At 72.9% G+C, this 12,521-nt stretch carries 10 protein-coding genes; all 10 read right to left on the bottom strand.

Annotation, left to right across the window (positions count from 1 at the left end):
- The coding region (locus tag VIW71_RS18210; protein ID WP_331623397.1) for a hypothetical protein at positions 1 to 207 on the bottom strand (207 nt) is incomplete at its 3' end.
- A complete protein-coding gene (gene gatA, locus VIW71_RS18205; protein ID WP_331623396.1) occupies positions 204 to 1,697 on the bottom strand; it encodes an Asp-tRNA(Asn)/Glu-tRNA(Gln) amidotransferase subunit GatA in 1,494 nt (497 codons plus the stop codon). The genes VIW71_RS18210 and gatA, both read right to left, overlap by 4 nt.
- Before the next feature lie 4 nt (positions 1,698 to 1,701).
- Positions 1,702 to 1,998 carry an Asp-tRNA(Asn)/Glu-tRNA(Gln) amidotransferase subunit GatC gene (gene gatC / locus VIW71_RS18200; RefSeq protein ID WP_331623395.1) on the bottom strand — a complete coding sequence of 99 codons (297 nt, stop codon included), beginning with the start codon at positions 1,996 to 1,998 and terminating at the stop codon, positions 1,702 to 1,704.
- A 642-nt stretch (positions 1,999 to 2,640) separates the two neighbouring features.
- Positions 2,641 to 4,932 carry a putative bifunctional diguanylate cyclase/phosphodiesterase gene (locus VIW71_RS18195; RefSeq protein WP_331623394.1) on the bottom strand — a complete coding sequence of 764 codons (2,292 nt, stop codon included), beginning with the start codon at positions 4,930 to 4,932 and terminating at the stop codon, positions 2,641 to 2,643.
- Positions 4,933 to 5,161: 229 nt separating this feature from the next.
- Positions 5,162 to 7,390, bottom strand: a complete 2,229-nt coding sequence (ligA, locus tag VIW71_RS18190; protein ID WP_331623393.1) for an NAD-dependent DNA ligase LigA — start codon at positions 7,388 to 7,390, stop codon at positions 5,162 to 5,164.
- A gap of 14 nt (positions 7,391 to 7,404) precedes the next feature.
- Complete coding sequence (locus VIW71_RS18185; protein WP_331623398.1) at positions 7,405 to 8,358, bottom strand: methionine synthase; 954 nt, start codon at positions 8,356 to 8,358, stop codon at positions 7,405 to 7,407.
- Positions 8,359 to 8,498: 140 nt separating this feature from the next.
- Positions 8,499 to 9,188 (bottom strand): SDR family oxidoreductase, encoded by a 690-nt coding sequence (locus tag VIW71_RS18180; protein ID WP_331623392.1) that lies wholly within the window; start codon positions 9,186 to 9,188, stop codon positions 8,499 to 8,501.
- Positions 9,185 to 9,715 carry a TIGR00730 family Rossman fold protein gene (locus VIW71_RS18175; protein ID WP_331623391.1) on the bottom strand — a complete coding sequence of 177 codons (531 nt, stop codon included), beginning with the start codon at positions 9,713 to 9,715 and terminating at the stop codon, positions 9,185 to 9,187. The genes VIW71_RS18180 and VIW71_RS18175 overlap by 4 nt, the downstream gene beginning before the upstream one ends.
- The gene (gene mnmA / locus VIW71_RS18170) at positions 9,712 to 10,905 is read right to left on the bottom strand and encodes a tRNA 2-thiouridine(34) synthase MnmA (RefSeq protein WP_331623390.1); all 1,194 of its coding nucleotides are present in this window, start codon (positions 10,903 to 10,905) and stop codon (positions 9,712 to 9,714) included. The genes VIW71_RS18175 and mnmA overlap by 4 nt, the downstream gene beginning before the upstream one ends.
- A gap of 433 nt (positions 10,906 to 11,338) precedes the next feature.
- Positions 11,339 to 12,521 (bottom strand): iron uptake transporter deferrochelatase/peroxidase subunit (gene efeB / locus VIW71_RS18165; protein WP_331623389.1); only part of this gene is annotated, 1,183 nt, incomplete at its 5' end.

The following is a 12,521-nucleotide window of genomic DNA, read 5'->3' as shown; positions in this document are numbered from 1 at the left end:
ACCGGTGACCACGGCGGCGGTGCTGACCACGGCGTCCACCAGGCGGAGGGTGTCGCTCTCGCCACGGGCGGCGCGGGCCTTCTTGATGTTGGTGAAAGCGCTGACCGCCGAGGTGCCGATGGCCAGGTAGGTGCCGGGCTTGGACTTCTTGAAGCCCTTGGCCTTCTTCAGGGTGCTGGTTGTCTTGTCCTCGGTCTTGTCGCTCACAGTTGCGGTGCCTCCTCAAGCAGCGGATGGCCCCACTTCGTCACGAAGGCGGCCTCGACGGCGGCGCCGACCCGGTAGAGCCGGTCGTCCTTGAGCGCGGGCGCGATGATCTGCAGACCCACCGGAAGACCATCCTCCGGGGCCAGGCCGCAGGGCAGCGACATGGCCGCGTTCCCCGCCAGGTTGGCCGGGATGGTGCACAGGTCGGCGAGGTACATCGCCATCGGGTCGTCCGCCCGCTCGCCGATCGGGAAGGCCGTGGTGGGCGTGGTCGGGGACACGATCACGTCGACCCGCTCGAAGGCCTGCTCGAAGTCCCTGGTGATCAGGGTGCGGACCTTCTGGGCCGAGCCGTAGTAGGCGTCGTAGTAGCCCGAGCTGAGCGCGTACGTGCCGAGGATGATGCGGCGCTTGACCTCGGGCCCGAAACCGGCCTCGCGGGTGACCGCGGTGACCTCCTCCGCGGACCGGGAGCCGTCGTCCCCGACCCGCATGCCGTACCGCATCGCGTCGAAGCGGGCCAGGTTGCTGGAGCACTCCGAGGGCGCGATCAGGTAGTACGCGGCCAGCGCGTACGTGAAGGACGGGCAGGACAGCTCCACGATCTCGGCGCCCAGCTCGCGCAGCAGCTCCACCGACTCGTTGAACCGCTGGACGACGCCGGGCTGGTAGCCCTCGCCGCCGAACTCCTTGACCACGCCGACCCGCATGCCCCTGACGTCGCCGCTGCGGGCCGCCTCGACCACCGGCGGGACCGGCGCGTCGATGGACGTGGAGTCCAGCGGGTCGTGGCCGGCCAGCACCTCGTGCAGCAGCGCCGCGTCCAGCACGGTACGGGCGCAGGGTCCGCCCTGGTCCAGGGAGGAGGAGAAGGCGATCATGCCGTAGCGGGACACCCCGCCGTAGGTGGGCTTCACGCCGACCGTCGCGGTGACCGCGGCGGGCTGCCGGATGGAGCCGCCGGTGTCCGTGCCGATGGCCAGCGGCGCCTGGTACGAGGCGAGGGCCGCGGCGCTGCCGCCCCCGGAGCCGCCGGGGATACGGGTCAGGTCCCACGGGTTGCCGGTCGGGCCGTAGGCGCTGTTCTCGGTGGAGGACCCCATGGCGAACTCGTCCATGTTGGTCTTCCCGAGGATCACCACGTCGGCGGCCTTCAGCCGCTTGGTGACCGTGGCGTCGTAGGGCGGGAGCCAGCCCTCCAGGATCTTGGAGCCGCAGGTGGTCGGCACGCCCTCGGTGGTGAAGATGTCCTTCATCGCCAGCGGCACACCGGCCAGCGGGCCCAGTTCCTCGCCCGCGGCGCGCTTGGCGTCCACGGCGCGGGCCTGGGCGAGCGCGCCCTCCCGGTCCACGTACAGGAAGGCGTGCACCTTCTCGTCCACGGCCTCGATCCGGTCGAGGTGCGCCTCGGCGACCTCGACGGCGGTCAGCTCGCCGGCCGCGATCCTCGCGGCGGTCTGGGCCGCGGTGAGCCTGATGATGTCCGTCATGAGGTCAGTCCTCCCCGAGGATCTGCGGCACCTTGAAGCGCTGCTGCTCCTGCGCCGGGGCCCCGGACAGCGCCTGCTGCGGGGTCAGCGACGGCCGGACGGTGTCCGCGCGCATCACATTGGTCAGGGGCAGCGGGTGCGAGGTCGGCGGTACGTCCTCGCCGGCCACCTCGGACACGCGGGCTACGGCGCCGATGATGTCGTCGAGCTGTCCGGCGAAGTGGTCCAACTCTTCCGCGGAGAGCTCCAGACGTGCGAGCCGGCCGAGGTGGGCGACCTCCTCGCGCGTGATGCCAGGCATGCAGCGATCCTCTGGGGGTGAGATGTCGATTGTGGACCCAATCCTATGGGCCCGTGCCCACCCATCGCGAAACGGTTCCCCGCGGGGCCGACGGGGAAAGCCGCCCCCGCCCCGGGGGCACGGCTCCCCGGCCCGCCGGTTCCCGGGGGCGGGAGAAGGGGTCGGCGCCCCCTTCTCCCACTGCGGCGACGCGCGAGCACGACGGCGCTGAGCGGCGGTGCCGGACCCAGGAGGAACTGCTTGCGGCCGCGCCACCGGGCTCCACCCTCGACGGCGCCCGACCGGCAGTACCGGACCCGCCGAAACCCGCTTGCGGCCGGCGCGGCGCACCCGGCCCTCGTGGGGCCCCGCCCGCCACCGGGCTCCACCCTCGACGGCCCTGACCGGCGGTGCCGGACCCGTCGAAACCCGCTTGCGGCCGGGCCGCCGGGCTCCACCGCCGCGCGTCCCGCCACGGCGGCGGAACGGACCTGGACGGCGATGGCATGGGGGTGCGGCGGAGGAAAAGCGCTGGACGACCGTGACGTGGGGTGCGGTTGGCGGAAAGAGGCTGGACGGCCGTGACCTGGGGGTGCGGCGGCGGGCGTGGCGTGCCGTCGCTCCGTCACCGGAAGCAGGGGGCGACCGCGGAACGAGGGCGGATTACGTCGCCGCTGCCCGCCCGGAAGGGCGCTCCGTGGGGGAGTGTTCGGGCTCGGGTTCGCATCCGCAGGCCCGGAGGGCGGGCGGGTCGGCCGCAGCCGGGGCGGAGGCCGGCCGCTGCCAGCCGCGCTCACCGCGGGCGCGCAGCCAGTTCGTGGTCTCCTCGGGCGGCATCGCCGCGGCGACCAGCCAGCCCTGGACGGCGTCGCAGTGCAGGTCCCGCAGCCGTTCCCAGGTCTCGTCGTCCTCGACGCCCTCGGCGACCACCAGCAGCCCCAGGGAGTGGGCGAGGTCGACCGTGCAGCGCACGATCTCCGCGTCCTCGGCGTCCACGACCAGCCGGGCCACGAAGGACCGGTCGATCTTCAGCTCGCTGACCGGCAGCCGCCGCAGGTGGACCAGCGAGGAGTACCCCGTCCCGAAGTCGTCCAGGGACATCTTGACGCCGTGCCCGGTGAGCCCGTTGAGCGTGTCCGCGGCGCGCTGCGGGTCCTCGAGCAGGACGTGTTCGGTAATCTCCAGTTGCAGCGATCCCGGCGGCACCTGGTGGCGGGCCAGTCGCGCCGCGACCGCGCCGGCGAACCCGGGACTGTGCACGTCGCGGGGCGAGACGTTGACCGCCACGGGCACGTCCAGCCCCATCTGCCGCCACCGGGCGACCTGGGCCAGCGCGGTGTCCAGCACGTACTCGGTGAGCTGCGGCATCAGCCCGGAGGTCTCGGCCATGGTGATGAACTCGTCCGGGTTGACCCGGCCTCGCTCCGGGTGCACCCACCTCACCAGCGCCTCAAGCCCGGCCACCTGCCCGTCGAAGCGGACCTTGGGCTGGTAATGGAGTTCGACGTCACCCGCGTCCAGGGCGCGCCGCAGGTCGCCGAGGAGGCCCAGCCGGTCGGGCGTGTTGCCGTCGCGCGTGACCTCGTAGACCTCCACGCCGCTGCGGTCGCGCTTGGCCTGGTACATCGCCACGTCCGCCCGCCGCAGCAGCCCTTCCGCGTCCAGCGCGTGGTCCGGGAAGACCGCGACCCCGGCGCTGGCCTCCAGCACCAGAGTCAGCCCGTCGAGGCTGAGCGGTGAGCCCAGGGCGGCGACCAGCGTCCTGGCCACCCGCTGGGCGCGGGTGGGCGAGTCGCAGGCGGGCAGCAGCACCGCGAACTCGTCGCCGCCGAGCCGGGCCGCCTCGGCGCCGCGCGGCAGGGCGAGCCGCAGCCGGTCGGCGATCTGGAGCAGCAGCCGGTCCCCCGCCAGGTGCCCGAGGGTGTCGTTGACGGACCGGAACTTGTCGAGGTCGATGAGGATCAGCCCGACCCTCCCCGGGACCCCCGTCCCGCCGTTCCCCCAGCCTCCGGCCGGTGGGGGCACCGCCCAGCCGCCAGGCTGGGGTGGGGGCGCCGCCCAGCCGCCAGGCTGGGGGAGGATCCCCGTCTCGCTTCGCTCGCGCGCGGCGTCCAACGCGGTCCGGGTGCGTTCCAGCAGCCACTGACGGTTGGGCAGGCCGGTCAGCGGGTCGCGCAGTTGCTCCTCGGCGCGGGCGTGCGCGATCCACAGGGTGGAGTCCAGTGCGATCAGCGGCACCGAGAACAGCGGGAGCAGTACGGGCATGCCGCAGGAGACGACGAGGATCAGCGGGGAGATGCCGAGCAGGGCGACGCCGACCATGCCCTGCCGGATCAGCGCGGTACGGGCCACCGTGGGCAGGGCACCGCCGCGCGGCGCGAACGCCCACCACAGCAGGGCCCGGGTCACCGCGAGGTAGGTCAGCGCGGCCGCCGCGACGGTCGGCACGGCCGACACCGACCACTGCTCGGGGTTCCAGGGGTGTTCCACGGAGGGTTGGGAGCCGAGCAGGGCCAGTACGACCGAGCCGGCACCGATGCCGAGGATGTCGATGGCGCCGTGCAGCGCGGCCTGCCGCCAGCGGTGGCAGCGGACCGCACCGACCAGCGTCACCACGGCGAGGCTGATCAGCACGGCGGGCACCCAGCCGTAGAGCAGCAGGATCGCCAGGGTGAGGGCGGCGCCGGAGCCGGTGCCGCCCCACCAGCGGTCACGGCCCATCGCGACGAGGTGGCCCACGATGATGCCGGTGAGGACGGCGTAGGCCCAGCCGGTCGTGCCGCCGGGGAACAGCGCGTGGCCGCTGTGCAGTACCCGGATGACGCCCGCGGTCAGCGCCGCCGCTGCGACGGCCGGCACCGCGATCCGTACCACCGGCCGTGGGACGACGGGGAGTACAGAGGCGGCCGGGCTACCGGGCAGCGGCGCCGCTCCGGCGCTCTCCGTCGGTTCCATGCCCGTCCCTCTCGCAGCCTGGTGCCTGGTGAAGCAAGCAGGTGCACGCCCGTCGGCAGCCGCCGCGGAGAGCCGCTGGGGCCGCTGGTCGGTCTTACCGGCGGTCGCGCCCCTCAACAGTAGGCCGCCAGGCGCCGCCTCGGGCACCGATCCGCTGCGGTTGCCCGAATGCGACCTGGGGGATCACCGATTTCGGAAATGGTCCGATCGGGTGACATCTCCGGGTTATTCAGCTGGATTCGGCGCCGGATTCCACGGATTCCGCAGGGTTCACCGCCACTTCCCGGGCAGCGTCGGGACCTTGTTCGAGGAGTACCCCGAAGCCGCCCTCGTCCAGCACCGGCACCTTGAGCTGGACCGCCTTGTCGTACTTGGAGCCGGGGTTGTCGCCGACCACCACGAAGTCCGTTTTCTTGGAGACCGACCCGGTGACTTTCGCACCGCGGCTGCCCAGTGCCTCCTTTGCGCCATCCCGGGTATGGGAGGCGAGCGTTCCGGTCACCACCACGGTGAGTCCTTCCAGCGGCCTCGGTCCTTCGTCCGAACCCTCCTCCGTCAGCGTGACTCCGGCGGCGCGCCACTTCTCGATGATCTCCAGGTGCCAGTCCTCGGCGAACCACTGCTTGACGGAGGCGGCGATGGTCGGGCCGACGCCGTCCACGGCGGCCAGTTCCTCCTCCGCGGCGTCCTTGATCCGGTCCAGGTCGCGGAACTCGCGGGCCAGCGCCTCGGCGGCGACCGGGCCGACATGACGGATGGACAGGCCGGTGATGATCCGGGCGAGCGGGCGGTGTCTGGCGGCGGCGATGTTCTCCAGCATCGCCAGCGCGTTCTTCTTCGGCTCGCCCTTCTGGTTGGCGAAGAAGGTGACGATCTTCTCCTCGCCGGTGGCCGGGTCGCGCTTGGGCAGACCGGTGTCCTGGTCCAGGACGTAGGAGCGGATCGGCAGCAACCGCTCGATGTCCAGGCTGAACAGGTCGCCTTCGTCCTTGAGCGGCGGCTCGGCGGGTTCCAGCGGCTGGGTGAGGGCGACCGCCGCCACGTAGCCGAGCGCCTCGATGTCCAGGGATCTGCGGCCCGCGAGATAGAAGATGCGCTCACGCAACTGGGCCGGGCAGTAGCGGGCGTTGGGGCAGCGCAGGTCGATATCAGCCGCCCTCGCGGGCTGGAGGGCGGTGCCGCAGTCCGGGCACTCGGCGGGCATCACGAACTCCCGCTCGCTGCCGTCCCGCAGGTCCACCACCGGGCCGAGGATCTCCGGGATGACGTCACCCGCCTTCCGCAGTACCACGGTGTCGCCGATCAGCACGCCCTTCTTCTTGACGACCTCCTGGTTGTGCAGGGTGGCGAACTCGACCTCGGAGCCGGCCACGGTGACCGGTGCCACCACCGCGTACGGCGTGACCCGCCCGGTGCGGCCGACGCCGACCCGGATGTCCACCAGCCTGGTGTTGACCTCCTCCGGCGGGTACTTCCACGCGAGGGCCCAGCGCGGCGCCCGTGAGGTGGATCCGAGGCGTCCTTGCAGCGGGATCTCGTCGATCTTGACGACCACGCCGTCGATCTCGTGCTCGACGTCGTGCCGGTGCGCGCCGTAGTAGTCGATGAACTCCCGTACGCCGGCCAGCGAGTCCCGCACCGCGTTGTGCCGGGCGGTGGGCAGGCCCCACTCGCGCAGCAGCCCGTAGGCCTGCGACTGGCACTCGATGTCGAAGCCGCGGCGGGCGCCGATGCCGTGCACGACCATCCGCAGCGGGCGGGTCGCGGTGATGCGCGGGTCCTTCTGCCGCAGCGAACCGGCCGCCGCGTTACGGGGGTTGGCGAACGGCTTGTCCCCCGCGGCGACCAGACGCTCGTTCAGCTCCTCGAACTTCTCACCGGGGAAGTAGACCTCGCCGCGGATCTCCACCAGGTCCGGCACCCGGTCGCCGGCCAGCCGGTCGGGGATGTCGGCGATGGTGCGGACGTTGGGCGTGATGTCCTCGCCGGTGCGGCCGTCGCCCCGGGTGGCGGCACGGGTCAGCCGCCCCTGCTCGTAGGTGAGGTTGACCGCGAGACCGTCCACCTTGAGCTCGCACAGGAAGTGGTACGGACTGCGGTCGTTCTCCGGCGGGCCCAGTTCGGCGGCGATCCGGTCGGCCCAGGCGGTCAGCTCCTCCTCGGCGAAGGCGTTGTCCAGCGACAGCATCCGCTCGCGGTGCTCGACCGAGGCGAAGTCCGTCTCGTAGGCGCCGGCGACCTTCTGGGTGGGCGAGTCGGGCGTGCGCAGCCCCGGGTGCTCGTCCTCCAGCGCTTCCAGCCGCCGCAGCAGCCGGTCGAAGTCCGCGTCGCTGATGACCGGCGCGTCGTTGACGTAGTAACGGAAGCGGTGCTCTTCGACCTGCTCCGCCAGGCGCGCGTGCTGCTCGCGCGCCTCGGCGGGGATGTCCGCCCGGCCGGCGTCCTCAACGGCTGCCACGATTCCGTCCTTCCTCACTCAGGGTTGTCGACGAGCGAGCGAGCCGCTTTCCCGCAGTGCGTGAGCGCGGCACGGGCATAGGCCGGCGAGGCCCCCGCCAGACCGCAGGACGGGGTGACGGCGACGGAGGTCCCCAGTGCCCCCGGTGCCAGCCCCAGCCTGCGCCACAGCGCCCGAACACCCCCGACGCTACCCGCAGGGTCCGACAATGGGGCATCCGTGCCGGGGACGACGCCGGTGAACAGCGCGGTGCCGCTTTCGGCGGCCTCACCGAAAGCATCCCAGTCACGCTCGGTGAGCAGGTCGAAGTCGAAGGAGATACCGGCCGCGCCGGCCCGGCGCAGCAGGGCGAACGGTACGTCGGGGGCGCACGAGTGGACGGTGACGGGTACGCCCGCGGCCCCGATCAGCCCCCGCAGCGTGGACTCCACGACGGCGCGGTCCACCGCGCGGTACGTCTGGTAGCCGCTGGCCGTCCTGACCTGACCGCGCAGTACCGGGGTGAGCGAGGGCTCGTCGAGTTGCAGGACGAGGCGGGCGCCGGGCACCCGCCGCGCCAGGTCGTCCAGGTGGGCCCGCACCCCCTCCGCGAGCGACGCGGCGAGGTCCTGCACGGCCCCGGCGTCCCGCAGCGCGGCTTCCCCGGTCTTCGTCTCCACCGCCGCCGCGAGCGTCCACGGACCCACGACCTGCACTTTCAGCAAGCCCTCGTACCCTTGGGTGAACTCCTCCAGGGCGTCCAGGTCCTCCCCGAGCCAGCTCCACGCCCGCTTGGTGTCCCTTCCGGGCCGGTCCCCGAACCGCCACCCGCTCGGTTCCACCCGCGCGTACAGCTCGACCAGCATCCCCAGGGTCCGCCCGATCATGTCCGCGCCGGGCCCCCGGGCGGGCAGCTCGGGCAGGAACGGCAGCCTGTCGACGGCCTCCACGGCGACCCGGGCGGCCTCCCGCGCGTCTCCGCCGGGCATCGACCCGACCCCGGTAGCGGTTCCCTCGGGCAGCGTGAACACATCTTCATTACTCACGCGGGAAGAGTAAGTCACGGCCTCTGCCGGCGGCGGCCGCTCCCGCACCACCCCGAGGGCACCCGCGACGCGTACGAGGCCCGCTACACCCCCGGCCGGACCGTCACGTCCGTCATCTCCGCGTCCCGCGGCAGGTCCAGCGCGGCCAGCACGGCGCTCGCCACCGACTCCGGGTCGATCCACCGCGAGGGATCGTACGCCTTGCCCTCCTGCTGGTGGACCTTCTGCTGCATGGGCGTGGCGGTGCGACCGGGGTAGACGGAGGTGACGCGTACGCCCCCGGCGTGCTCCTCGGCGCGCAGCGAGTCCGCGAGCGCCCGCAGGCCGTGCTTGCCGGCCGCGTACGCACCCCACTCGGCGTGCGCGGTGAGCCCGGCGCCGGAGTTGACGAAGACGACGTGGCCGCGGGAGAGCCGCAACTGGGGCAGCAGCAGCCGGGTCAGTTCGGCCGGGCCGACCAGGTTGACCGCGAGGGTCTCGTTCCACACCTTGGGGGTGAGGTCGCCGATCCGGCCGAGTTCGACGACGCCCGCGACGTGCAGCAGCGAGTCGAGGCGGTCCGGCGGCGCCTGGTGGCCGATCGCCCAGGACAGCCGGGACGGTTCGGCGAGGTCGCCGACGAGCGTGTGCGCGCCGGGGAAGCGCGCCGCCAGTTCCTTCGCCCGGCCGGCGTCCCTGGCCAGCAGCCACAGCTCGTCGCCGCGTGCCAGCAGCCGGCCGGCCACCGCGGCGCCGATCCCGGAACCGGCCCCGGTGACGAGGTGGACGCTCACACGCGCTCCTTGAGGTAGGCCATCGCCGCGTCGGCGTCGTCGGCGAAGTGGAGGAGGTCGGACAGCGGCAGCGGCAGGAAGCCTTCAGCCTCCATCCTGCGGAACTGGTGCTCGAGCCCGTCGTAGAAGCCCGCGGTGTTCAGCAGTACCACCGGTTTGGCGTGCAGCCCGTGCTTCTTCAGCTCCATGATCTCGGTGGCCTCGTCCAGCGTCCCGGTGCCGCCGACCATGATCACGACCGCGTCGGAGCGCAGCAGCAGCTCGGCCTTGCGGTGGGCCAGGTCCCGGGCGATCACCATCTCGTCGGCGTTCTTCCTGGCCACGTCGTGCAGGAACTCCACCGACACGCCGATCAGCTTCCCGCCGGCCTCCTGCACCCCGTCCGCGACGACCTTCATCAGCCCCGCGTCCGACCCGCCCCACACCAGCGTGTGCCCGCCCTCCCCGATCAGCCGGGCGAACTCCTTGGCGGGGGCGGTGTACTGCTCGCCGAGTTCGGCGGCGGACAGGAACACGCCGATGTTCATACGGTCGCCGGAGCGTTCGTACGGTCGGGGGTGCTCGTACGGTCCCCCGCGCTCGTACGGCCGCCCCCGCCCGCCCGGTCCGTCGTGGCGATCGTCGCCGAGCCGACGACGCGCGTGCCGTCGTAGAGGACGACCGCCTGTCCCGGCGCGACCCCCCGGACCGCCTCGGCGAACCGTACCCGCAGCTCGCCGCCGGTCAGCTCGGCCGTCACCGGTACGTCCTCGCCGTGTGCCCTGAGCTGGGCGGTGTACGCGGCCGGGCCGGTCGGCGGGGTGCCGCACCAGCGGGGGCGGATGGCGGTCAGCGCGGTGACGTCCAGGGCCTCGGCCGGGCCGACGGTCACGGTGTTGTTCACCGGGGAGATGTCGAGTACGTAGCGGGGCTTGCCGTCGTCCGCGGGGACACCGATGCGCAGGCCCTTGCGCTGGCCGATCGTGAAACCGTACGCGCCGCTGTGCGTGCCCACGCGCTCGCCGCTCCGGTCGACGATCGCGCCCTCCTCCGTGCCGAGCCGCTTGGCCAGGAAGCCCTGGGTGTCGCCGTCGGCGATGAAGCAGATGTCGTGGCTGTCCGGCTTCTTCGCGACCGCCAGGCCCCGGCGCTCGGCCTCGGCGCGGATCTCCTCCTTGGTCGTCCGGGTGTCGCCCAGCGGGAACATGGCGTGCGCGAGCTGCCGCTCGTCCAGCACACCGAGGACGTACGACTGGTCCTTGGCCATGTCGCTCGCCCGGTGCAGCTCGCGGCTGCCGTCCTCGTTGACGGCGACCGTCGCGTAGTGCCCGGTGCACACCGCGTCGAAACCGAGCGCCAGCGCCTTGTCCAGCAGCGCGGCGAACTTGATCTTCTCGTTGCAGCGCAGGCACGGGTTGGGCGTGCGCCCGGCCGCGTACTCGGCGACGAAGTCCTCCACGACGTCCTCGCGGAACCGATCGGCCAGGTCCCACACGTAGAAGGGGATGCCGATGACGTCGGCGGCGCGCCGGGCGTCGCGGGAGTCCTCCACCGTGCAGCAGCCGCGCGCGCCGGTCCGGAAGCTCTGCGGGTTCGCCGAGAGGGCGAGGTGCACGCCGGTCACGTCGTGCCCGGCCTCCGCGGCCCGGGCCGCCGCGACGGCGGAGTCCACCCCACCGCTCATCGCCGCCAGCACCCGGAGCCGCTCGCGCGGGGCACTCTCAAGGAAGTCGTTCACCCGTCCAGGGTAAGGGGTGCTCGACGGGGGGTGCGGGAATTGCGGTCAGCCCCCACCGGTCGGCACCCACCCCGGACACGGACCGGGACGATCTCGGCGGGGTCGGGGTCCACTGCCAGGTGCGGCGACGTCGTGGCCGGCCGCCGCGCTTCCCCGCGGCCTCGGACCGTGTCCGACGCCTGCCGGGAACGAGCGGGCGACCAGGGGCCCGGTCCAAATGGGCCCCGGGCCGACGAGTCGGCCCGGGGAGGGCTCCGTGCGGGAGTGACGCCCTGCCGTGCGGACGCCGTGAGAGATCAGGGTGGACCTCTCGGGTCCGGGGGTCAGGCCCTGGACGTGGAGGCGGCCTCGGGCCCCTGGGTGTCGCGCGCCGCCGCGGGAGCCGGACCGACGCGGCCGGTGAGGACAGGCCGGCCGGAGAAGCTCCCGCCGGTCACCGTCCTTCCGTGTCCGCGAAGAGTCCCCTGCCCCACCAGTCGTCCTTGCCGCGGACTCCGGGCGGGACCGCGAAGAGCGCCGAACCGACGTGCTGGATGTACTCGTTGAGCCCGTCGGATGCGAGGTTGCGCTGGACCGGTACGAACCCCTTGGCGACATCCCGCTGGTAGGCGAGGAAGAACAGGCCCGCGTCGAGCCGGCCGAGCCCGTCCGTACCGTCGGTGAAGGAGTAGCCGCGGCGCAGGATCGTCGCCCCGCCGGTGGAGTCCGGGTGGGCCAGACGCACATGGGCGTTGGGCAGCATGGCCGGCAGGAACGGCTCGTCACGTTCCCCGGCCTTGCCGACCGGGGCGCCCTCGCCCTTGTCGCGGCCGAAGATGTCCTCCTGCTCCTGCAGCGGCGTACGGTCCCAGGTCTCGATGTTCATCCTGATCCGGCGCGCCACCAGGTACGAGCCGCCGACCATCCAGGCCGGGCCGTCCTTCCCGGACACCCACACGTGCTTGTCCAGGGCCGCCGTGTCGGTGCCCGCGATGTTCCGGGTCCCGTCCTTGAAGCCCATCATGTTGCGCGGCGTCTGCTCCTCGGGAGTGGTCGAGGAGGTCTTGCCGAAGCCCAGCTGCGACCAGCGGACCGCGACCTTGCCGAAGCCGATCCGGGCGAGGTTGCGGATGGCGTGCACCGCGATCTGGGGGTCGTCCGCGCAGGCCTGGACGCACAGGTCTCCGCCGCTGCGGGCCGGGTCGAGGTTGTCCCCCACGAACTTGGGCAGATCGACGAGCGCCGCCGGCCGATGCCCCTTCAGACCGAAGCGGCCGTCGAACAGCGACGGTCCGAAGCCGATGGTGAGCGTCAGCCGCGACGGCTTCAGGCCGAGCGCCTCGCCCGTGTCGTCCGGCGGGGCCTCCGCGAGACCGCCGTACGCCCCCTCGCCGACCGCCTGCCCGGCGGTCAACCGCTCGGCGGCCCGCGTCCAGTCCTTCAGCAACTGGACCAGTTCGGCGCGGTCCTCGGTCTTCACGTCGAACGCGGCGAAGTGCAGCCGGTCCTGCACGGGCGTCGCGATGCCGGCCTGGTGCGTCCCGTGGAACGGCACCGCCGCGCCGGCCGCAGCGGCGGGGACGGTGTCGTCCCCGGAGCGGGCCGCGGCCACCGCGCCGCCGGCCGCGGGGGGGCCG

This window comes from Streptomyces sp., assembly GCF_036524955.1.
Lineage (GTDB): Bacteria > Actinomycetota > Actinomycetes > Streptomycetales > Streptomycetaceae > Actinacidiphila.
This window is presented reverse-complemented; position numbering and strand designations above follow the sequence as displayed.

What these genes read in the sequence shown, in the direction of transcription:
- VIW71_RS18195 (WP_331623394.1), bottom strand. Translation starts at nt 4,932, where the DNA reads ATGGAACCGACGGAGAGCGCCGGAGCGGCGCCGCTGCCCGGTAGCCCG.
- gatC (WP_331623395.1), bottom strand. Translation starts at nt 1,998, where the DNA reads ATGCCTGGCATCACGCGCGAGGAGGTCGCCCACCTCGGCCGGCTCGCA.
- gatA (WP_331623396.1), bottom strand. Translation starts at nt 1,697, where the DNA reads ATGACGGACATCATCAGGCTCACCGCGGCCCAGACCGCCGCGAGGATC.
- VIW71_RS18185 (WP_331623398.1), bottom strand. Translation starts at nt 8,358, where the DNA reads ATGCCCGGCGGAGACGCGCGGGAGGCCGCCCGGGTCGCCGTGGAGGCC.
- VIW71_RS18175 (WP_331623391.1), bottom strand. Translation starts at nt 9,715, where the DNA reads ATGAACATCGGCGTGTTCCTGTCCGCCGCCGAACTCGGCGAGCAGTAC.